Source organism: Bermanella marisrubri (assembly GCF_012295615.1).
In the GTDB taxonomy this organism is placed as follows: Bacteria; Pseudomonadota; Gammaproteobacteria; order Pseudomonadales; family Oceanobacteraceae; genus Bermanella; species Bermanella marisrubri.
On record NZ_CP051183.1, the window covers coordinates 2,288,123 to 2,307,949 of the forward strand.

The window sequence follows — 19,827 nt, forward strand, 5'->3', positions numbered from 1 at the left end:
AGCTGAGGTTAATGATGACCAAGTCAGTCCTTCCTGAATTGGTCTGAAAATCCAATAAACTTAGCGCTAAGCCACCGCCTACTGAAAACGGTGTTGACTACTTCTGATAAGGATAAATGCAACCTAAAACCACATTCGAACGTCCTTGCATGATAACAAACGCTTCTGTTTTTGATATGTCTGTTCCGCATCGTTTTTCTTTATCTTCGCATTCAAGATTGAACCCGCGTGATTCTTCAACCGCCTTTTTGACTTCATTCAAATCGCTGCCTACCTGAACCATAAAACCCGGTGACATACCAAAAGACGGACTCAGTTTAACAACATCTAAACCAAATACGGTCGTCGGGTTCTTGGGTAAATATGAATTACGCCTATCTGGATCAGGAAGGACCGATAAAGTAAAGAATTCTAGCAGTGTCATCTCAACATCGATGGAGTTTTTGTAGTCGTCCCAAGAAACGTCACAAGCTGCCATTTGCTCAACTAATTTAGCCGGATCTCTAGATAGTTCTTTTCCAAAAACAGAAAAACTCAATGACAAGGTGAGAATTAATAATATACGCATACCTGTCTAATTCCTTTTTAAGATTATACGAATGATGTCAACCACTGCATTTCGTCGCGTAATAGCAGCAATACTTACTTATCCAAAATGACATATGTTCCGGGAATACTATCGTGCCAACCTCGGCTATCATCCCTCGCAAAGGAAAAAGGCTCGAATGGAATTAGTCGAGAAAAAGTTCTGGCAATCACTTGTGGCAAACTGGGTAAACCACCGTACTCATCTACAACCTTAGTTTTGGTTATGATTTTTCCTAATGTTTTGCCAAAAATTGATTCCAAAATAATGTAGTAAGACAAATATGTTAGCGTTGCGATAGCAAAAGACGTGGTCAGATCAATGCTATAATGGCCAAATATAAAGCCAGCAATAAAGACAAATAAATTACAAACAATTAAAAGCATGAAGGTATCAACAATTAAGTTTATAAGTCGAAGTAACGGATCTGAAGACTTAGTTATTTCAAAACTTTTAGTTTCAGGAATCGACTGTTTCGAAACCATTTTTACCTTCCTTTGTATTAAATTGACATCGATGGTGGAGTTTATGACATTGATTGGTTTTTCAACAACTTAAATCTCTATCTTTAATACTAAATCAGTAGATCATAGCGGAAAGAACTATCTTCTTTATTAGGAAACCGATCATGATAGAAACAATGGAAAGGCCAGATCATAATTAGTGGCCTACATTTCTGACTGGTTTTGAAGTTTCCATGCTTTATAAGCATGAAGGTCGCTTTCCACCATAGACAAGCATTTGGCAATGACAAAGGCATCGTCCATTAAACCAAGTAGCGGAAGTAAATCGGGCAGAATATCGAAAGGATTTAAGACATACAGCAATGCTGCAACAATGGCAGCTATAGAGTACCAAGGAATCGCTCGATAGCTGCCGTTGGCGTAATCCTTGATAAGCGAAAACAGCAGCTTGGCATCTTCAATATAGCGACCGAGTGGACCACTGGTCTTAAACTTGTCCTCAATGGCGTCTTGTTCGTGAATTACTTTTTCAAGATCTTTTTTCGAGACGCCTGCGGATTGTCGTTTAAGCTCTTCTTCGGCTTTGTTTTTGCTGTGCTCGCTCATAACGCACTTCTCTTGAAATCAAGGTCCAATTAAAGAAACTATTCCTGTGCTAGCTATTTCAGCACGACTTTAACTTCAATATCCGTGTATTTAATGACATCACCAGATACAATTTTCTTACGCTTTCTGGTCTCTACCTCACCATTGACCGATACCAGGCCATCATCAATGACCGCCTTGGCCTGCCCGCCGCTTTCTACGATGCCTTCAAACTTAAGAATCTTATATAACTCAACGGGTTCTTCGGTGATTTCGACTACTCGCATTAAAACTCATTACCTATCTTTATGTATTTAGGGGCGCTTTATTCCGTGAGAATCTGAGTTCCCGGCTCCAGCACCCAACAACGATCATTCTGGCTATAACCAATGGGCCCATAATAAGAGTTTGCAGCCGGCGCAGCAATGAGAATCAACTTACAACGAGGACCAAGCTGCTCTTGAGTGAGAGCCTGTAGTCGCTTGCCAATGCCTAATTTCTGGTAATCTTGATGTACTGCCAAATCGGATAGATAACAGGCATAATGAAAGTCCGTCACACTACGGGCAATCCCAACAAGAATGTCATCATTCCAAGCGGTTATCATAAGATTGGAATTGGAAACCATACCCGCCATGCAATCATAGTCTTCAATGGGGCGGCGCTCTCCTAGGGTGGAGCGTTCTAATAGATCAATAAACTGATCCGTGGTAATTGGCTCATTCACTTTGTATTTGATTGCCATGTTCGTCCTTGTTTGTGTCATTGAATAAGTTAAGTGTGATTAATTAGCAGCCTAACTAGGTAAACTCTTGAAGGCTGCTATTTTATCCAAATCTTTTTCCCAATCTGCTTTGCTAGATGTAAAAAGATGTGCTGTAGGTTCCACTGAAATTGTTGTATCCAAGCTTCCAGCAGGCACAACAAGTAGGTTTTGAGTCAGTGTATTAGGCAATGCTGAGCCGCATACTTTACAGAAGCTCTTGTTATGACGGGTACCTTCCAAAGTAAAACTAGTTATGCAATCTTCACCTGTCAGCCATCGCAGTTTGGCTGACTGTGAGAATATGTTGGCCGCAAAAGCAGAGCCCGTATCTTTTTGGCAATGCTGGCAGTGACATAAGTAAAAACTCTCTAAATCACCTTCTATTTCAAATGTCACTTTCCCACATAGGCAAGAGCCAGTGTGTTTACTCATAATACTTATCTCCATGGTTCATCAAGTAGCCTCTTACCTTTGCAGCGAGCGCCAAGCAGATTCCGAAAACTCTTCACGGTAATCCAATGGCGACGTTTGAACCCTATCGGCAAGCCAAGCTCTACAATAATTCTCACTGGGTCCAATGATCAAAGAAGGCAATAACTCGAACGATTGCACAATATCAGTCGTTTCGTTCTCGAAACTAAGCAATTTTGCTCTGATTTCACGAAACCCTTTTAGATTACGATCGTTCAGCTCTTCTTTAAATGGCCCCTTAGCGACTGAAGCACGGGCTTGATATAGGAATTTTGCCCATTCAGGATTCTCAACAACCCAATCCAAATAACTCGAAATGATCGCAGACACCACATCACGCAGACTATTTGAAATCGCTAACGACTGTGCAAGATGTAATCTCTGATCATCTTGGGCAGCGAAAAAAAGCGCACTTAAAATTCCTTCTTTGTTCCCGAAGTGATGATAAATCGCACCAACACTGGTTTCACAGCGGGCTTTGATTACATCTATCGTGGTCGACTCTACCCCAAGCTCGTTAAAACAATGAAGCGCATGCTCCAAAATTTCTCTTTTTAGCCCAGCTCTTCGCCCAGGAAATCTACTCTCAAGAATTTTATGTTGATTCATTAAATTGATATTCGCCCGTCTGATCTCGCCATCTTTAACATTCTACCGTTTGACAGCCCCAGTTAGAAAGAGAATAATGTTCCAATATAGAATATTATTCTGTTATTGTATGTGAAGTATATCGTCGAGCAAATGCCTAGCATCAAATAGGCAGAACTCGGGCAGTCATGGGCGCATCACGTGTATGAGCGCCGTGATGAATTTGAGAATCGATTTTTAGTTGGATGACTAATGGAAAAAACGCTAATCGCCTGTCAAGACGGATACTGCCTGACTGGCCATTTCTTCAAGGCATCAACCGATACACCTCGTGGCGCAGTTCTCATCGCACCAGCTACGGGGTTTCGTCACCAAGTCTACTTCAATTTTGCCTCATGGCTGAGCGAGCAGGGCTTCTCTGTACTGACCTTTTCGAATCGTGGTATCGGAGACTCTCGTAATAACACACCCTTAGCCCAAATCTCAGGCGACCTAGTCGATTGGGGATCGCTTGACCTGCCAGCAGCATTAGAAAAACTTATCAATCTCGAGCCGGATTTGCCCATTAGCTTTGTGGGACATAGCGCGGGAGCACAATTAATCGGTTTAATGCCGAATTTCTCTATCGTCGACCGTTATGTTCTTATTGCTGCATCATCTGGTTATTTCAATAACTTAAAACCCAAAACAAAACTCGCTGCAAAGCTACTATTCCATGTTTGGCAGCCAATCTCTGTCGCGTTTAAAGGTTATTGGCCTACCAAGATTATTGGTTTTGGTGAGAACCTACCGCGCGGTGTAGCTAAGCAATGGAGAGAATGGTGCCGTGCACCAGGTTACGTTGAAAACAGTTTTGGAAAGGAAATACAGCAGCACTACTACGCAGATATCAAAGCTCCGATACTCTCATTAACCGCCACAGATGACCACATCGCCGTACCCGACAATGTAGATGATTTTCTGCGACTTTTACCCAACGCCAGCATAGAAAAGCACTTTCTGGAACCAGCAGGCTTTGGGTTGAAAGAAATCGGCCATAGTGATCTGCTACGCAGACGTTGCGAAGCTTGTTGGCCAACTATTTTGAATGGCCTTGCGTCTTAATACGAAGAATAAAACAATTAGACTCAATACTACTTTATTGAGTCTATAATCTTATTTCTCACTAGCTCAACCGAGTCTCTGTTGTGACCTGCAACCGCCACCATAAGCTTACTTTTGTTCGGTGACATTCCTATACATTTAACGACCACTCGGTTAGATCTTACATTTCCATATATTCCATGTTCATTCTCAACCTGATTTTCTAATCCAAGTACTTTCAATGAATATGAGCTTTGTATTTGACAAGCCTCTTTGGATTTATTCAGATCTTTGAACCACGACCAAAGCTCAGGGGGCTTTCCCTCTGCCAACACTGATCCTGACAATAAACATAAAACAATTGGAATGAATTTTTTTATCATGCTTTTCCCTAAGACATTTAAAATTACGCCACATAAAAATGTGTTGTTACAGTGTGGGTATATCAAAATTGAATTGAGATGACCACTAGTTTAGTTCTTGAATATCATTGTCATCTATCTTCCAACCGTCTTCATATACCATATAAATGACTTCTTTCTTAGTATGTACCTGACCTTCTACACAGTCGTCAGTCGATTGGTAAGAAATAATAGCGGTATCCGATTCGATCACTTCATCAATAAGCTCTAGTTTCTTACACTTGGCAAAACCTTGAAATATGGGTAGATACTCCTCAATTGTTTGCTCTCGGGTTAAACCGTTTTTTGCCATTGCAACTTGCACGGATTCCTCTATTTTATTTCGTTTCCGCTTGCTATAGGCATTAATAAATTAATCGACAGAAATTCCCGATGCTTCTAATTGAACATACTGATCATAAACCTCGTGCGGAGCATCCGATTTACTACACCCAATAAGTAATAGACATACAGCAGTTATGATTATTTTCATGCTTTCTCCAGCATTTTTAATAGTCTTATTATAAATGTTATGCTATTGGATAATAAACTGATTGAATTGATATTTATATTAGGTAGCTGTATTTAAATATCAATCTCATTGCTTAAGTTAAGATCTGATCTTTACGAACCATCTTTTGAGCGATCACTGGTATTTCATTATATGTCGTTTCGAACGTCTCAGTTACACGAAAACCGTATCCTTGGTATATATATTTCGCTGGTTGATTCGTGCTAGCAACATATAGATAGGGTTGGCCATGAACATTGGACAATAAAAATTCAAGCAAGGTTTTTCCTATGCCCTTGCCCCTACTCTCAGGATATACAAATAGGGCTCGAATTTCGTTATCGTGGTGAGCCCCAAAACCCAAAATTTTGCCTCTTTCTTCATACACATATATATCAGACTCCATCAAACCGCCTAATCTCATATCATCTTTCTCAAGAGGCAGAAGCATAAAATCCCTATCCTCGTATTTAAGTTCATCAATTTTCGAATGATTATAAATATCAAAGATGGAAGCTAGATCATTTTTATTACATAGTCGGACAGTCATTTAATAACTAATTTTAAGTTCAGAATACTTAGAGGCTCGAATGTTTTATGATTAAATAGGATGTAATCCCTTGTTAACTTCAACAGTAGTAAAGACCAACCTTTGCCTGACCTCAGTCAAAATAATAACTTAATGAGAATCTACCAAATGGAACTGACAATCTTGTATAGTTAGAGCTTGTGCCGTCAGCGTAGATAATTGAAGCACCGACAGAGCCTTCTATGCTGACCACACTTGATATAAACGTTTCTAAACCATACACCGCTGAAATTCGATAGGAGCTGTAATCTGAATCAGAAAAATGATGAGATACATCAACAACCCCATCAACAAAGCTTCGTGCTTTCTCGTTATTTAAGTAAATTCTCTTCCCAATAACAGCAGATAATTCATGTGACGTATCACTATTATAATAGTCCGAGTCTTCTTCAGAAAAAGTGTAATTAGCTCCATAAAACCAATTGCTTTCAGTATCTCTTATGGTTACGCCATTTCCCCCGATGGATAATACCTTTGAGTATTCGCTGTCACCTTCTGCCTGAGAAATTCCGCATAAAGAAACACCAACACAAGCGATTAACGCTGAAAAATATTTCATAATAATTTTAAATCCATTTGATAAATACAATAAAACCTACAACCCTGTATGCTAACAGAGCACAACATCGCTCAACAAAAAAACCATTGACAAAAAATTAACGCATTATACCAAGGTAAGTTCAAGGCTATGCGCCGTTCTATCCCTTGAAAGTTTTGTTAAACATCGTTTTTACGATGAATTACGTAGCTTCCACCAACTCATTAATACACCTTCAGCCCAGTATTGGATGTCGCTCTATCGTTGATTTTTTATAGTCTAAACTCCCGCACTGGATATGGTTGCCCTCTGGATCCGAAATGTTGTGATCTTCCCCCGATAAAATGGACACCGCAATTTTCATACTAGGCTCTGTTCATATTTAATCGGCGACATATAGTTCAAACTAGAGTGCAACCGAACATTGTTATAAAACTGGTTGATGTATCGACCAATTTCCTTTCGCAAATGGGTCAGTGATTCGAAATTTGTTTTCCTAACCAATTCACCTTTCAAGCTGTGATAGAAGGATTCCATAAATGCGTTATCGGTACAATAACCAATCCTATTCACACTGTGCTTAAAGTCGTATTTATCTAGAATCCTTTGGAATTCTGAACCCGTAAACTCAATACCTCGATCGGTATGAAAGAGTATTCCGCGGGGATATCCTCGGTTCTTGATAGCTGCCGACAAGACTCTTGCTGTAACATCGGCTGTACGCGATTTTGAGAGTGTCCAGCCGATTATTCTTCTAGAGTACTGATCCATTACTGTAACTAAATACTGCCAAGTGCCTTGATGCTTAATATAAGTAATATCGGCAACCCAAACTTGATTGATTCGAGTAGCATTACCATGAACAAGCAATCTGTTTTCGCCCTTTGACACAAATCGCTTTAAACCAGGTACTCTTCGGGTCACCCTAGAAACCCTGGCCTTTAAACCTGCCAGCTTCATAAGTCGCTCTACACGTGACCTTCCTACCGCTATACCTTGATTTTTAAGGGCTTGATAGACTCTTGGACTGCCATAGCGACCACGGCTTTTCTCAAAAACTTGTTTAATTCTTTTGAGTAAAACTTTATCGGATTCTACTCGATTAGATGGTCTTCGCTTCCGCCAAGCGTAATAACCACTTCGCGAAACCCCAAGCCATCGACATAAAAAAGAGGTTCCTAGCTCTGATCGGTATCGTTCGACGAATCCAAATCGCTCTGATGTTCTTCCGCTAGAAACTGTTGCCACTTTTTTAGAAGGTCATTCTCCTTCTTCAAACGCTCGATCTCTTTTTTCAATCTAGCATTTTCGGTTAGCTGCTTCTTCGGAGGAGATTTACGTTTATTTGTCACACCAACTCGCTTTTGGCCATCACCCTGAATCTTTCCTTCTCTGTACTCTTTTCTCCACCTCGATAACATGAAGGGATGAATACCAAGACCATCAGCAACCTGCTTGCTTTGAATATCAGGTTGATAGCTTAACTTTACTGCTTTTATTTTAAACTCATTTGAGTAAACCCATGTTTTTCTCGGGTTATTATACTTTGGCATTGAGACACCTTTAAGTTATTTAAAGGTGTCCACATTATCGGGGGAAGTTCATTGCCGAGTGAATTTGCCTTGTTAGGTATTTATTACTGAAAATTACCGCTTCCATCGTTATACCAGACAAGATTTCTTGCTGCATCATCAACGACAACGTCTATATGGCCGTCGCTGTTGAAGTCCTGCAAACGAATCCAGTCAATCCAACTTTCTGATGAATTAGAACCTGTAGCAAACCTTTCTTGGGTTTTGTCGACAAACTTTCTGTTTCCTGTATTTTCTACAACTTGGAGATAATAGCCCTGATAAGGTCCCAACGCACCAGTACCATCACCAGTTCTGTTTAATACGATATCTTTATCACCATCAAGGTCAATATCCGCAACATCAATATCTATTACCGTGCCATTTTGAGTTACAGCGGGAAGAGTTGTAGATTTCGATGTACTATAAAATCCCGTACTGTCTCCCCAAAGTATTTTACTTGAAAAGCCTGCTGGTTCATGACCAGCAACAAGTAAATCGACATAACCATCGTTATCTACATCTACTAACTCGGCAGTGTACATGTCTTGGAGGTTTAGCCCACTCAATCTCGATGTGTCTGTTGTGAAATTACCTGCACCATCATTAATTAAGAAGGTAGGTTCACGAGTATCGGCAAGAAACACATCAAGATCCCCATCAGCATCTATATCTGCGGAGGCTCCGCCATGATGAAAGCCAGCTAACGAACTTAGGCCACCCCCGAGAGTAAAACCGGAATTGGAAGATAAAATCAGGTAAGGCGCTTCTCCAGGATAAGGAGGTTGATCGTAACCATGGCCAATAACAAAGACATCCATTTTGTCATCACCGTTGAAATCACCAGTCAAGGCCTTCCTTGGATGAACCTGACCTGGTGGTGAGCCATTAAAAAAATCAGTATCGAGTGTAAAATTGTCATTGCCATCGTTTAAATAAAGCTCAGAAGGCGTCTCATTTTCGCTGCCATCCCCTGATGACATGAATATGTCAATATCCCCATCTTGATCAAAGTCAGCATAACTTACCGCATGATCGAATGTGTGCGGATTCGTTGTTTTTATCGCCTTACGATCAACATGCAAGCTTATCACTTGTAACGTATGAGAACTGCTGTCATCTACGCTGAAATTTTGCGATATCCCCAAATCTATTCCTGTGTTACCACCACTACCACAGCCTGAAAAAAATGCAACACAAACAGCTATTATCATTAGCTTCTTCATTATCAGTCTCCTTATTTTTTGATACCTAACATTATATTCAACGTCAAAGTGACGCGTTTAAACACGTCACCATACCACCCATTCTTGACTTAATTGGAAACAGCCGCAATGCTCCATGAATATAGCGCAAATTCCGAGAACAGTTTACTTAATTCCCTCTTTCACCTTCGGCTCAGGCTTTTTCCTAGCCAAGCACCTAACGCTGGGCTTTGCGGCGGTTTTGGAGGAGCGACGCGACGGAAAAACCGTCCGACAACAGCCCCTGGTTAGCTGATGAACTTGGCCATCGCACGGTTCTGCGCTCCTTCTCCGGTCTCTAGGCCAGCTTTGACACCGGCCCGGTTCCTCTCTGGCTGATTCTGGCTTGCTTTCAGCTTACCTGTCAGGGTTTCAATTTTGATCTCTACGCCAACAATAGCTTCTACCAAACGTTCAGTGAAATCCGTTGGCGCATCGTCCACAGACCAAGGAGCGACCATTTGCGACTCATGTTGGTCTGTTAGCTGGTGGAGATGATGTTTCAGCCAGCTTGAATCCTGAATAATCTGAGCGCTGCCTCGTGCATGGACAGCCAAATAATTCCATGTTGGGACGACTCGGCCTGTCTCAGCCTTGGTGGGGTACCAGGAGGGGGAAACGTAAGCATCTGGCCCCTGAAAAACTGCAAGCACGCTAGCTCCGTCCTGCATGCGTTGCCAAACTGGGTTACTGCGAGCCAGGTGACACTGAAGATATCCAAAAGAATCGTTTTCCCCAGAACTCAAATAAAAGGGTACGTGATTGGCATCAATCCCTTCATCATCTGCGATAACGAGCAGCCCAAATCCATAATCGCGAATGTACTGTTGAAGCTTCTCTCGGTCTTCTTCTTTGAAGTGATTCGGGACATACATCCTTTTATGCTCCTGAGTAGAGTCCTTGCGCAGCTAACGCTTAAAATAATCGGAAATCAAAGCGTTTTTTGCTTTGATTTTCCGGCCCACATTTTTTGTGGGCGCAATTGATTGCTTTGTTAAGTTTCTATCGTATGTTTTGACTTGATAATGGAATAGCATTTCTCACAAACCAGCCTCATATTATTGAAACTTTTAAATCGATCCGTTAGATCCTCTTCTTGATCATATACATATTCACAAGCAAAGCACCAACCTTGTAAGTCATTAGGCTCGTCAGAGTTTTCAACGAATCCAAGCGGAGTGTCGCAATAAGTCGTTAGATGTCCACAAACTACTGCAGCAACGCCTTTTCCATGCTTTTCACAATCAAGTATCAATAATTCTTCATCACTCATGTTTAATACTTCTACTAAGAATACTTAACGTTTACGCCAGTGGTTAGTGGAGCGCAGCGTAACTAATGATCTTCCCCCGATAAAATGGACACCACCATTTTTATCCTAGGCTTTGTTCATATTTGATTGGTGACATGTAACTTAAACCAGAGTGTAACCGAACTAGGTTGTAAAACTGGTTTATGTAGCGACCAATCTCTCTTCTTAAATGAGCCACTGTTTTGAAATTTGACTTCCTTATCAGCTCACCTTTTAAACTGTGATAGAAGGATTCCATAAACGCGTTATCTGTACAATAGCCGATTCGATTTACGCTATGTATAAACCCATATTTTTTCAATACTTTTTGGAAGTCTGAGCCTGTAAACTCAATTCCTCTATCTGTATGAAAAATAATACCCTTGGGGTAGCCTCGATTTTTGATAGCAGACTGCAATACCCTCGCGGTGACTTCGGCTGTACGACTCTTAGACAAAGTCCAACCTAATATCCGCCGAGAATATTGATCCATTATGGTTACTAAGTACCACCACGAGTTTTGGTGCTTGATATAGGTAATATCGGATACCCACACCTGATTGATCTGAGTTGCATTACCATGTTCCAGTAGCTTATTTTCCCCGCGAGCTACAAATCTCTTTAAACCAGGCATGCGCCTAGTGACCCGACTCACTCGCCCCTTTAACCCAGCCTGCCTCATTAGGCGCTCGACACGGGACCTTCCTACCAATACGCCTTGTTTTTTAAGAGCCATATGAACCCTAGGACTTCCATACCGGCCTTTACTCTTAACGAATATGTGCTTAATAAGCTTTAACAAGGCTTGATCAGACTTAGCTCGACTCGATGGTTTTCGTGTTTTCCACGCATAAAATCCACTGCGAGATACTCCAAGCCAATCGCATAAAAATTGCGTTCCTAGCTCTGATCTGTATCGTTCGACGAATCCAAATCGTTCTGATGCTGTTCCGCTAGAAACTGTTGCCACTTTTTTAGAAGATCATTCTCCTTCTTTAAACGCTCAATCTCTTTTTTAAGTCTCGCGTTCTCTGTTAGCTGTTTCTTTGGAGGAGATTTTCGCTTATTTGTCACACCAACTCGCTTTTGACCATCGCCTTGGATTTTCCCTTCTCGGTATTCCTTTCTCCATCGAGATAACATCAGAGGATGGATACCAAGACCTTCAGCGACTTGCTTACTTTGAATATCAGGTTGATAGCTTAATTTAACTGCCTTGATTTTGAACTCATTTGAGTAAAACCAAGTTTTTCTGGGGTTATTATACTTGGGCATTGAGACACCTTTAAGTTATTTAAAGATGTCCACATTATCGGGGGAAGTTCATAATCCACTGCGCGTACTTGTTATAAGTTTACTTGAAGCAAACATCACTTAGTTCACCAAAATCTTTTTCAATAAAGTCCACCCAGAAGCCGCAGCCGCCAGAGCCGCATGACCATGTATATGTAAAGTAGCGTGAGTCTTTTAGCTTCAGTACCAATGTGTCGCCACTAGCAGCACCTAAACAAGAATAAGTACCATCAACGTCTGTTGTCAGAGGGGCATTCTCAATATGAGCATAAACTGTTGATGTAGAAATTCTCAGTTTATTCTTTTCAAGGAATGGTCTGCTTTTCCATTGAATATCTACAGTTTCTTCACTGCCCATTTCGGTCATTTCATCTAGAATTTCAGTTTCTTTCCATTCCTCTGCTGAATGTCCTGCATGCACAAGACCTACAATTGCTTGAAATCCATTATCTTTAAAGTACTCACGAAGTTCACTTATCGTATATCCATCATCAGCAAAACTAATGGAGGAATAAAAGATAATTAGTAATGAACAGAGTACGTGTTTAAATTTCATCTGGTATCAACTTATAACGCCTCAAGCAGAGATGGCAGCTTCGCTGCCATCTTGCTGACTTGATTTGTTAATTTTTTTGGCTAGATAAGCACCTGTTAGGCTTCCAATTAAGATTGGTAAGTAGTTCATATGGATACTTATTATTTTAAGTGGGCCGAGTGTAATACTCAAACACACCACTAAGGCTACGACAAAAGTAACTAAATAATGCCCAGTGTGAAGTTTACGGGAAGAAATGAAGCTAGAAATCAGCAGCGCTAAAAAGCTAAATGGCATACTCCAGTACATTGCTTCTTTAGATCGTAGTAACTCAACAAGCTCAGAACTTTCAGTCACACCTTGCCCTATAGACAGATATAAAACAGTGGCAAAGTAACCAATAATTCCACTCATCAATCCGAAAAGTGTACCGAGTAATATAGGTTTCACATAAATCGACATATTCTTCCTTAAAAATTAACGCCAGCAATAAACGGCGCCCTGACAAGGGCGTGAGAGCTCACCCCTAAAAGTAGACGCTTATACTGATTCATATTAAGCAGCCATTCTTTCATACTGCACTGGTGATTTAAAGTTTAACGAAGTATGCATTCGAACACAGTTATAATAATCCTCCAGATACCATTTCGTGACATCACGGAGATGCTCTGCATCTTCGAAAATTTCACCATGGAACACTTCCGTCTTAAATGTACGAAAGAATGATTCCACGTGAATGTTATCCGTCATTGTTTTATGACGATTCATGCTCGGCCTTATCCCAGATGATCGAAGTCTATTTTGAAAAACATGCGCGCCATATTCAGCACCCTTGTCACTATGAAAAATCAATCCAGGCTCGAACTGTCTCGATTCAATCGCCATATCCAATGATTGCAAAGTTAGTTCAGTAGTCCTGTTTCTACTCAATGACCAACCAATTATCTTCCGAGAGTAAAGATCTAGAATAACGGATAAATAAATCCATTCGCCGTTGACTTTAAGATAGCTAACATCACCTGCCCACTGCTGATTAGGACCAGATGGTGGCGGAATATTATGTCTAAGGTTCCCAACAGTTATACATGAATTATCCGGCAATGCCTTCCTACGGTACAATTTCGCCGCTTTAGCTATCAACCGCTCTTCCCGCATAATTCTTGCAACACGCTTATGATTAACAACCAGCCCTAAATTCACTAATTCACGATGAATTCTAGGGCTTCCATAGTTCCCTTCATGCCTCTCAAATATCTTCTTAATTAAGCGGGTGAGCTCATCATTCTTATCCGATTTTAGTTCTACAGGCCGACTTAACCACTTATAGAAACCAGAAAATGATACAAAAAGTTTCCGGCAAAGGTATCTGACACCAAAATATTCGCGATGATCTTTTATGAATCTAAATCGGAATTCTTTTGGTCCTTCAGATACCGATCCCACTTTTTTAGAAAGTCATTTTCCTTTTTTGCTTCTGCCAATTCTTTCCTAAGACGCTTGATCTCATCGTCTTTGTCTCGATCTTCCTTAGGCGTAGATGTCTCTTTAGTCATACTAATTCTTCTTGAAGGCTCTTCTACAAACTTACCTTCTCTATACTCCTGTCGCCATCGATAAATCATCATTGGGTGAAGATTGAGAACCTTAGCGATATCCATGGCTTTTACATCGAGTTCAAATGTAAGTTTGATTACTCTGATTTTAAATTCTACAGAGTACTCAATGACTCGCTCTGGACTGAGTATTTTTGGCATTTACGACCTACCTTTTGGTTTAGATAGGCGTCTACTTTATAGGGTGAGCTCTCCGTCCGGTGGAGGCCGTAGGCCGGAATGAATTTAATTGCCTTGTTATACGCTGTCCGAACATTCTTCCTTACTGGTCATTTTCAATTCTAAATAACTTGTCATTCTCTGAAAGTTTTACAATAAAATAATCTTCGTTATCTAGTTCACTCGGCAATTTATCCTTCAATATCGAAGCAACAAACTGCAAGCCATTCTTATTCACAAGGTCAGCTATCTTTAGTAGTTGATTATCATGCATAAGCTCTTTTTTATCGTTTAGCAAGAAATGCATACAAGGAATATTTTCTTCATCAGCAAAGAGCGTGTAGGCTATGTCAAAACAGGAAATTTCACCCTGCTTTTTACCGGAACTGAAATTAGTATTAAAGGCGCTAAATTTATAAAGTTTTTGGCCCTTTTTGTTAACGACTTTATCGTACTTAAGGGCATACTTTTCACCGTAGAGGGCTTCGGATGTTGCTGAAAAGTGCTCATTAAACTTATTCACTTGTTGTTTTACTATCGCCTCAAACTCATCCGAGAACAGCTCTTTATCTATATCATTTAATTCAGATTCATACGTTTTAATATTTTTCTCTACTTCATCTAGCTGTTTTATAATGCTTTCATACTCACCTTTATCTCGATACTTAGCATTAAGCTCAGCGATTAGGCTTTCCAACTCTTCAAAAGAAGAGCTTTTAGAAACAAGATCTGCAATTTCTTGCTCTTTTTTCAAGAGTTTCCTTAAATCTGCACTCTTACTATTAATCTTTCCTTCAATAACAGGGAGCTCTTTAGAAATATACCCAATACGTTCTTGGATCATTTGATTGTGATATATAACCAAATCCTCAAAGGTTTTTTGTAATCCATCAATGTTAGTAGAAGCCTGGTTATATATTAACTCTAGCTGAGCCAAGTCAACTTTTGAGGAGGCCGAAGAAAGTTCATCCTTAGTCTCTTCTATAAGGTTTTTTCTTATATTAAGGTTACCAACATCCTTGCTTAATAAATTAATTTCATATCTCAGCTTGTTAAGACTATTCAAATCTTCCTCAAAATTCTCATTGACATTCAAAGAAGACTTCTTTTTATCTAGATCTTTTATTTCAATCTCTATTAACGCTAGCGCTGCTTCATATGCTGATTTGGTTTGTACTTTTTCGATACGCTTTTTGAAAGTATTTTCTTGTTGTATTTTTTGTAGAATTTCCTGCTTCGTGCTGCCTTTAGAGAAATCACAACCTAATAGAAAAAGATATAGTGTCTCGTATTCAGCATCACTCGTATACTTATCAAGAGTTTTCAAAGTGTTAGAAACACTCAAATCACTATAGCGAATGTTGTGAGAAATGATCTGGCGAAACGTCGGTTTCTTACCGACCTGACTAGGAAAGAAGAGCTCGGTAAGCTTATCTTCAAACTCGCTCTCGGTATAAGGTTCTCCATCTATTCTTCGAACTATATTCTTTCTGGACAAAAAATTTCGCTCAATAACTACCGACCTAGCTTTTTCATCGTCAAGATCTTCAGTTATATATAGAAAAACAGAGATTTTATTCTCTACGAGATAGTCCCTGACTAAAGTATAGATTTCCTTTTTATTTTCTGGATCTTCATAAATTATCTTGGGTTTTGCACCAAGGCAGAAATCTACCAACTTTAATACGGTTGTTTTTCCGACACTATTTCCAGTTACTTGGCCGTCGCTTTCGTCAACAATGAGGTTGATACCTTTATGAAAAGGTATTTCCCGAATCGCTTCTCCAGATTTTGATATTACGAGTTTTTCTATGAACATAGCTCGACTTCGCCCGAATTTAAAACAGCAGCATCAATTAGATATAGCCAATCGAGGCATAATACAAACAATGGAAACGACATTTCCTTCACGCCTTTCGATTTTTCGTAAAGCTCGAAAAGCTCCATTCTTCCATTATTCTGGAGAACCTGGAGCACAATCGCACCATTATAATAGACACTATTATCGGGGTGAATGTTATCAGGAAGCAGCATACATGTACCCTTCCGGACTTTCCATTATCTTGCAACGAATAAATGCATCTACAACTAATATATCGATGCACAATTCAAGCTCATCTATTGGAATTTGCGAGTAGTTTGCACTTTCAATAACCTTACCCTTGAGTACCTCAATGACAGAAAAAAACACCTCATCAGGACTTCCAGAGTCCTTTTTATTTAGGTATTCGCGCTTGATTTTGGCCAATACTGAAGTACTTTTGTTACTTCCCATGCTGTCAAATTCAGAATATTTCGAATCCACTTTACCATGATAAAGGCAATATTCTTCAATCAAGCATTTCGCTTTATCAAGCTGGTTATGTAGGATTTTTCTATCGATCTCAAATTTATGAACTGGCTCAACATGAGAATCATCATTCCAGTCTTCTTTCGCCAATATATTTATAATCATAGCGAGATTCGAATCAAGTTTTACTGCATCTATTTCGCTGCCCAGTTCATTTTTTACGAACTCATAGACCTCTTTCTGTTCCACTATCTTTTTATTTAAAACCTCATCTAATATTGATCTTGTATCCAAGATATCTGAGGTCGGGGAAAAAGATATCCCATGCGGGTTTTTGAATTTCATCTTTCTTAAATTAGAAGCATCTTTTGAGATTGATAAAAACAAAAACCTATATGATGGGAATTTTTTAATTATGTCCTTGCCTAAAGCGGACTCAACTTTGGCCTTTGTAGAGGTAGCAGAAACCTGCACAATTAACATGTTTTTATGATCTATAAGATCTATCGCCTCAACATTTTGCAATGTTTTATTCAAATTCTCCAGTGCATAGCCATATAACAAATTTAAAAAATGCAAATAGAAGCTCTCAGAATGCATGTGCAGCTGCAACAGATTGAGCTTACCATTGGTATCAATCCTGATCGCCAATGCGTGGAGTTTTTCATCGATATAGTTGTAATATAATGTTCTGTTCATTTCGCAACACCCTACACCATTCTCAGAAAAACAACACCGCCCCTCTTAATGAGGGCCTGACCGTTTAAATATTTTCTCATGATTAAAATAATATTGAAAACCCAAAATCGGAATTCTACTTTTCAGCGGTTACTTCTCACTAGCTCCCCCACGTGCATAATTATTAAACTGCCATTTTTCATAATTCTTAATTTCAGAACTCGTTTACTCCCACTTTGGGTAGATCGCGGAAACTGATGCCGTGTCGTATAACGCCGCCATAAACCGCGCGAGCTTGCGAGCTTGCGAGCTTGCGAGCGTCGGGCGACCGTAGGGAGCGAATTTAATGGCCTTGTTACACGTTGACTTTGTACTTAAGGTCATTTGCCTCATCACCAGTCATGCCTCTAAAGCCCCATTGGTATGGTTGCTGTTCTTTAATCGTAATTTCAACATCAACGGATGAAAGTCCAAGCTTGCTTTCTACTTCGCTAAATATAGCCTTGATAAGATCCTTTTGAGTCTCCGGCTTACGACCTGCCATCATGTTAATCTCGATGACTGTATAAGCATCGCTTCGGCCGCCTGGGTAATAAAAGTCCTCTCGTTCCAAAGGCACAATTCGGTGCGCGCGTTTGTCCTCTGGCATACCGAGAACACTTTGCATGCAGCTATGAATAACATCCGACAATCTTGCTTTTATCGGATTAAGTTTTTCTTTGATTCCATAAATTATGATCATGCTGATTCCTTAAGACGTGTAACGCCCAGCTAAGCCGCCGGAGCGGAGTTGATTGTTTTGTGCGAGCGTAGCGAAAAAGCACAAAACGAGCAACACAGTGGAGGTCGGTTTGAGCTGTTTGTTAAGTGGCTTTCACTCATACCAACTTTCCCATTTTTCGTTTGCCTTCTTATGTGAAGTAATACCTGAGTCTAGAGCAGCATGAAATTGCTCAGCTTGATCAATTTTAAAACCGGCATCTTCGAAATTTAGAATTTTTATATTACCGGTGAGCTTAAAAGGCTTGGGATGAAACATTTGATAAAGTTGGATCGGCTCCACTAACCCTGGCGCCCAAGCTTTAATTAAATAAATGTCTTGCTTAGAGCCATCACCTAGTGTTACTAGACCTTCTTGCGCATAAGCCCAAGCATCGACCTTACCTTGATACTTAGCAATTGCAGCGTGCGCAGCATCAACCGCATCTTGCTGAGTTTCTGCTTCAAAGTTTTGAACTTCTCTAGCTCCATCTGATTGAAAAATGACATAAGGAACCATCAACTCTCCATCCTGCCCACTGCCAATATAAGCACTATGTGCAAGTATTAATCCAGCGATACTACCGATGAGATCAATATCCATTATTACTCCCTGCCACTTAACGCCGCAATCACGCGCTTGTCGCGTGCATTGCCTTGTTAAGTTTGAGCTCCATAGGCTGATAAACCAAGCCTGCCGATTCGCCCACTTCGCTACTGCACTCAAACCCATAATTTTCATAAGCGGTCACTGAAGATAGCGACGCGCTGACGGTAACAGTTTCAACCTTCGCATGATTCAAGGCGGATATAAGCAGCTTTCTTCCAATGCCACTTTTCTGGGATTCCGGACGGATAAAAAGCATCGCAATATGGCGACCTTCCTTTAACTCGATGACACCTTCGACATTTTCGCTGTTCTCAGCAACCAGCATTAAGTTATCGCCTTTCATCCTATCGAGGAATGCATCGCGCGCAGCGATATTCGAAAAGGTTGTAATCCCCTCATCAGACAATGTGCCTGCAACAGACTGCGAAAAAGAGTCCATGCAAATTGCACTTACAGCTTCAAGGTCCTTCTCTTCCATCTTCCTGATAATCATCAATGTCTCCCAAAAACTTAACGCCGCAATCACGCGCTTGTCGCGTGCATTGCCTTGTTAAGTTTGAGCTCCATAGGCTGATAAACCAAGCCTGCCGATTCGCCCACTTCGCCACTGCACTCAAACCCATAATTTTCATAAGCGGTCACTGAAGATAGCGACGCGCTGACGGTAACAGTTTCAACCTTCGCATGATTCAAGGCGGATATAAGCAGCTTTCTTCCAATGCCACTTTTCTGGGATTCCGGACGGATAAAAAGCATCGCAATATGGCGACCTTCCTTTAACTCGATGACACCTTCGACATTTTCGTTGTTCTCAGCAACCAGCATTAAGTTATCGCCTTTCATCCTATCGAGGAATGCATCGCGCGCAGCGATATTCGAAAAGGTTGTAATCCCCTCATCAGACAATGTGCCTGCAACAGACTGCGAAAAAGAGTCCATGCAAATTGCACTTACAGCTTCAAGGTCCTTCTCTTCCATCTTCCTGATAATCATCAATGTCTCCCAAAAACTTAACAGCGTGTTATACGGCCTAGATACTGTTAATAAACTATATGCGGCTGGGAGGTGGGGATGAATTTCCCTTTCTTCTCAGTGACTTACCGCTATATCCATTAGCCGAGTTAATTTTATCCACAACAATAGCACGGTGGTTATAATTTGAAAACGCCCGTTCGTATAACTCATCCACAGGGCCGCATAAT

Annotated in this window: 28 protein-coding genes; 1 reads left to right on the forward strand and 27 read right to left on the reverse strand. The window is 40.4% G+C overall.

The features are described 5' to 3' along the window. Nucleotides 1-97: 97 nt before the first annotated feature. The 7 genes from HF888_RS10565 to HF888_RS10595 all read right to left on the reverse strand — a co-directional run bounded on the left by HF888_RS10565 (nt 98) and on the right by HF888_RS10595 (nt 3,481). On the reverse strand, nt 98-568 hold the full coding sequence (locus HF888_RS10565) for a hypothetical protein (RefSeq protein ID WP_007017292.1): 471 nt from the start codon (nt 566-568) through the stop codon (nt 98-100). Nucleotides 569-642: 74 nt separating this feature from the next. Continuing rightward, nucleotides 643-1,071, reverse strand: coding sequence for an RDD family protein (locus HF888_RS10570; RefSeq protein ID WP_007017293.1), 429 nt, complete (start codon nt 1,069-1,071; stop codon nt 643-645). Between the two features lie 183 nt (nt 1,072-1,254). After that, the gene (locus HF888_RS10575; protein ID WP_007017294.1) at nt 1,255-1,656 is read right to left on the reverse strand and encodes a YkvA family protein; all 402 of its coding nucleotides are present in this window, start codon (nt 1,654-1,656) and stop codon (nt 1,255-1,257) included. Nucleotides 1,657-1,709: 53 nt separating this feature from the next. Further along, nucleotides 1,710-1,922, reverse strand: a complete 213-nt coding sequence (locus HF888_RS10580; RefSeq protein WP_007017295.1) for an RNA-binding S4 domain-containing protein — start codon at nt 1,920-1,922, stop codon at nt 1,710-1,712. 38 nt (nt 1,923-1,960) lie between these two features. Next, nucleotides 1,961-2,380 (reverse strand): GNAT family N-acetyltransferase, encoded by a 420-nt coding sequence (locus tag HF888_RS10585; protein ID WP_007017296.1) that lies wholly within the window; start codon nt 2,378-2,380, stop codon nt 1,961-1,963. Nucleotides 2,381-2,431: 51 nt separating this feature from the next. Next, entirely contained in the window at nt 2,432-2,848 is a 417-nt protein-coding gene (locus HF888_RS10590; protein WP_483398640.1) for a GFA family protein, read from the reverse strand. Between the two features lie 18 nt (nt 2,849-2,866). Beyond that, the gene (locus tag HF888_RS10595; RefSeq protein ID WP_007017298.1) at nt 2,867-3,481 is read right to left on the reverse strand and encodes a TetR/AcrR family transcriptional regulator; all 615 of its coding nucleotides are present in this window, start codon (nt 3,479-3,481) and stop codon (nt 2,867-2,869) included. Between the two features lie 231 nt (nt 3,482-3,712). Here HF888_RS10595 and HF888_RS10600 point away from each other — a divergent pair, with 231 nt between their 5' ends. Next, nucleotides 3,713-4,564, forward strand: coding sequence for an alpha/beta hydrolase family protein (locus HF888_RS10600; RefSeq protein ID WP_007017299.1), 852 nt, complete (start codon nt 3,713-3,715; stop codon nt 4,562-4,564). Nucleotides 4,565-4,593: 29 nt separating this feature from the next. Here the strand turns inward: HF888_RS10600 and HF888_RS10605 are convergent, their stop codons facing one another. The 20 genes from HF888_RS10605 to HF888_RS10695 all read right to left on the reverse strand — a co-directional run bounded on the left by HF888_RS10605 (nt 4,594) and on the right by HF888_RS10695 (nt 19,618). After that, entirely contained in the window at nt 4,594-4,926 is a 333-nt protein-coding gene (locus HF888_RS10605) for a hypothetical protein (RefSeq protein ID WP_007017300.1), read from the reverse strand. 85 nt (nt 4,927-5,011) lie between these two features. Then, entirely contained in the window at nt 5,012-5,269 is a 258-nt protein-coding gene (locus HF888_RS10610) for a hypothetical protein (RefSeq protein ID WP_007017301.1), read from the reverse strand. Nucleotides 5,270-5,549: 280 nt separating this feature from the next. Continuing rightward, entirely contained in the window at nt 5,550-6,005 is a 456-nt protein-coding gene (locus HF888_RS10615) for a GNAT family N-acetyltransferase (protein WP_007017302.1), read from the reverse strand. A 112-nt stretch (nt 6,006-6,117) separates the two neighbouring features. Further along, on the reverse strand, nt 6,118-6,603 hold the full coding sequence (locus tag HF888_RS10620; protein WP_007017303.1) for a hypothetical protein: 486 nt from the start codon (nt 6,601-6,603) through the stop codon (nt 6,118-6,120). A gap of 339 nt (nt 6,604-6,942) precedes the next feature. Beyond that, nucleotides 6,943-8,135 (reverse strand): IS3 family transposase gene (locus HF888_RS10625; RefSeq protein ID WP_133308429.1). Its coding sequence is split into 2 segments (ribosomal slippage): nt 6,943-7,838 and nt 7,838-8,135, totalling 1,194 coding nucleotides; the frame shifts between segments, so codons are not numbered across the junction. Nucleotides 8,136-8,218: 83 nt separating this feature from the next. Next, on the reverse strand, nt 8,219-9,379 hold the full coding sequence (locus tag HF888_RS10630) for an FG-GAP repeat domain-containing protein (protein WP_007017305.1): 1,161 nt from the start codon (nt 9,377-9,379) through the stop codon (nt 8,219-8,221). Nucleotides 9,380-9,645: 266 nt separating this feature from the next. After that, on the reverse strand, nt 9,646-10,272 hold the full coding sequence (locus HF888_RS10635) for an FMN-binding negative transcriptional regulator (RefSeq protein ID WP_007017306.1): 627 nt from the start codon (nt 10,270-10,272) through the stop codon (nt 9,646-9,648). Nucleotides 10,273-10,391: 119 nt separating this feature from the next. Beyond that, nucleotides 10,392-10,670, reverse strand: a complete 279-nt coding sequence (locus tag HF888_RS10640; protein WP_007017307.1) for a hypothetical protein — start codon at nt 10,668-10,670, stop codon at nt 10,392-10,394. A 100-nt stretch (nt 10,671-10,770) separates the two neighbouring features. Continuing rightward, a protein-coding gene (locus HF888_RS10645) for an IS3 family transposase (RefSeq protein WP_133308430.1) occupies nt 10,771-11,963 on the reverse strand; the annotation gives its coding sequence in 2 pieces (ribosomal slippage) (nt 10,771-11,666 and nt 11,666-11,963; 1,194 coding nt in all). 79 nt (nt 11,964-12,042) lie between these two features. Continuing rightward, complete coding sequence (locus tag HF888_RS10650; RefSeq protein ID WP_007017310.1) at nt 12,043-12,537, reverse strand: hypothetical protein; 495 nt, start codon at nt 12,535-12,537, stop codon at nt 12,043-12,045. Between the two features lie 21 nt (nt 12,538-12,558). Further along, the gene (locus HF888_RS10655; RefSeq protein WP_007017311.1) at nt 12,559-12,978 is read right to left on the reverse strand and encodes a hypothetical protein; all 420 of its coding nucleotides are present in this window, start codon (nt 12,976-12,978) and stop codon (nt 12,559-12,561) included. A gap of 93 nt (nt 12,979-13,071) precedes the next feature. After that, nucleotides 13,072-13,959, reverse strand: a complete 888-nt coding sequence (locus HF888_RS10660; protein WP_083771882.1) for an IS3 family transposase — start codon at nt 13,957-13,959, stop codon at nt 13,072-13,074. Beyond that, entirely contained in the window at nt 13,911-14,270 is a 360-nt protein-coding gene (locus HF888_RS10665; RefSeq protein ID WP_007017095.1) for a transposase, read from the reverse strand. The genes HF888_RS10660 and HF888_RS10665 overlap by 49 nt, the downstream gene beginning before the upstream one ends. A 121-nt stretch (nt 14,271-14,391) precedes the next feature. After that, nucleotides 14,392-16,107: a DUF2326 domain-containing protein gene (locus HF888_RS10670; RefSeq protein ID WP_007017312.1), complete on the reverse strand. Its 1,716-nt coding sequence runs from the start codon at nt 16,105-16,107 to the stop codon at nt 14,392-14,394. Beyond that, nucleotides 16,098-16,322: an ABC-three component system middle component 6 gene (locus HF888_RS16815; protein ID WP_007017313.1), complete on the reverse strand. Its 225-nt coding sequence runs from the start codon at nt 16,320-16,322 to the stop codon at nt 16,098-16,100. Before HF888_RS16815 ends, HF888_RS10670 begins: the two co-directional genes overlap by 10 nt. After that, the gene (locus HF888_RS10675; protein ID WP_007017314.1) at nt 16,309-17,277 is read right to left on the reverse strand and encodes an ABC-three component system protein; all 969 of its coding nucleotides are present in this window, start codon (nt 17,275-17,277) and stop codon (nt 16,309-16,311) included. Before HF888_RS10675 ends, HF888_RS16815 begins: the two co-directional genes overlap by 14 nt. A gap of 334 nt (nt 17,278-17,611) precedes the next feature. Next, nucleotides 17,612-17,998: a tautomerase family protein gene (locus HF888_RS10680; RefSeq protein WP_007017315.1), complete on the reverse strand. Its 387-nt coding sequence runs from the start codon at nt 17,996-17,998 to the stop codon at nt 17,612-17,614. A gap of 132 nt (nt 17,999-18,130) precedes the next feature. Then, nucleotides 18,131-18,619, reverse strand: coding sequence for a hypothetical protein (locus HF888_RS10685; RefSeq protein ID WP_007017316.1), 489 nt, complete (start codon nt 18,617-18,619; stop codon nt 18,131-18,133). A gap of 28 nt (nt 18,620-18,647) precedes the next feature. Continuing rightward, nucleotides 18,648-19,118, reverse strand: coding sequence for a GNAT family N-acetyltransferase (locus HF888_RS10690; RefSeq protein WP_040297556.1), 471 nt, complete (start codon nt 19,116-19,118; stop codon nt 18,648-18,650). Nucleotides 19,119-19,147: 29 nt separating this feature from the next. Beyond that, nucleotides 19,148-19,618 (reverse strand): GNAT family N-acetyltransferase, encoded by a 471-nt coding sequence (locus HF888_RS10695; protein ID WP_007017318.1) that lies wholly within the window; start codon nt 19,616-19,618, stop codon nt 19,148-19,150. Nucleotides 19,619-19,827: the final 209 nt, after the last annotated feature.

Bases quoted from the DNA above. Each gene is read 5' to 3' on its own strand.
- HF888_RS10565 (WP_007017292.1), bottom strand. From the start codon at position 568: ATGCGTATATTATTAATTCTCACCTTGTCATTGAGTTTTTCTGTTTTT.
- HF888_RS10570 (WP_007017293.1), bottom strand. From the start codon at position 1,071: ATGGTTTCGAAACAGTCGATTCCTGAAACTAAAAGTTTTGAAATAACT.
- HF888_RS10575 (WP_007017294.1), bottom strand. From the start codon at position 1,656: ATGAGCGAGCACAGCAAAAACAAAGCCGAAGAAGAGCTTAAACGACAA.
- HF888_RS10580 (WP_007017295.1), bottom strand. From the start codon at position 1,922: ATGCGAGTAGTCGAAATCACCGAAGAACCCGTTGAGTTATATAAGATT.
- HF888_RS10585 (WP_007017296.1), bottom strand. From the start codon at position 2,380: ATGGCAATCAAATACAAAGTGAATGAGCCAATTACCACGGATCAGTTT.
- HF888_RS10590 (WP_483398640.1), bottom strand. From the start codon at position 2,848: ATGGAGATAAGTATTATGAGTAAACACACTGGCTCTTGCCTATGTGGG.
- HF888_RS10595 (WP_007017298.1), bottom strand. From the start codon at position 3,481: ATGAATCAACATAAAATTCTTGAGAGTAGATTTCCTGGGCGAAGAGCT.
- HF888_RS10600 (WP_007017299.1), top strand. From the start codon at position 3,713: ATGGAAAAAACGCTAATCGCCTGTCAAGACGGATACTGCCTGACTGGC.
- HF888_RS10605 (WP_007017300.1), bottom strand. From the start codon at position 4,926: ATGATAAAAAAATTCATTCCAATTGTTTTATGTTTATTGTCAGGATCA.
- HF888_RS10615 (WP_007017302.1), bottom strand. From the start codon at position 6,005: ATGACTGTCCGACTATGTAATAAAAATGATCTAGCTTCCATCTTTGAT.
- HF888_RS10620 (WP_007017303.1), bottom strand. From the start codon at position 6,603: ATGAAATATTTTTCAGCGTTAATCGCTTGTGTTGGTGTTTCTTTATGC.
- HF888_RS10630 (WP_007017305.1), bottom strand. From the start codon at position 9,379: ATGAAGAAGCTAATGATAATAGCTGTTTGTGTTGCATTTTTTTCAGGC.
- HF888_RS10635 (WP_007017306.1), bottom strand. From the start codon at position 10,272: ATGTATGTCCCGAATCACTTCAAAGAAGAAGACCGAGAGAAGCTTCAA.
- HF888_RS10640 (WP_007017307.1), bottom strand. From the start codon at position 10,670: ATGAGTGATGAAGAATTATTGATACTTGATTGTGAAAAGCATGGAAAA.
- HF888_RS10650 (WP_007017310.1), bottom strand. From the start codon at position 12,537: ATGAAATTTAAACACGTACTCTGTTCATTACTAATTATCTTTTATTCC.
- HF888_RS10655 (WP_007017311.1), bottom strand. From the start codon at position 12,978: ATGTCGATTTATGTGAAACCTATATTACTCGGTACACTTTTCGGATTG.
- HF888_RS10665 (WP_007017095.1), bottom strand. From the start codon at position 14,270: ATGCCAAAAATACTCAGTCCAGAGCGAGTCATTGAGTACTCTGTAGAA.
- HF888_RS10670 (WP_007017312.1), bottom strand. From the start codon at position 16,107: ATGTTCATAGAAAAACTCGTAATATCAAAATCTGGAGAAGCGATTCGG.
- HF888_RS16815 (WP_007017313.1), bottom strand. From the start codon at position 16,322: ATGCTGCTTCCTGATAACATTCACCCCGATAATAGTGTCTATTATAAT.
- HF888_RS10675 (WP_007017314.1), bottom strand. From the start codon at position 17,277: ATGAACAGAACATTATATTACAACTATATCGATGAAAAACTCCACGCA.
- HF888_RS10680 (WP_007017315.1), bottom strand. From the start codon at position 17,998: ATGATCATAATTTATGGAATCAAAGAAAAACTTAATCCGATAAAAGCA.
- HF888_RS10685 (WP_007017316.1), bottom strand. From the start codon at position 18,619: ATGGATATTGATCTCATCGGTAGTATCGCTGGATTAATACTTGCACAT.
- HF888_RS10690 (WP_040297556.1), bottom strand. From the start codon at position 19,118: ATGATTATCAGGAAGATGGAAGAGAAGGACCTTGAAGCTGTAAGTGCA.
- HF888_RS10695 (WP_007017318.1), bottom strand. From the start codon at position 19,618: ATGATTATCAGGAAGATGGAAGAGAAGGACCTTGAAGCTGTAAGTGCA.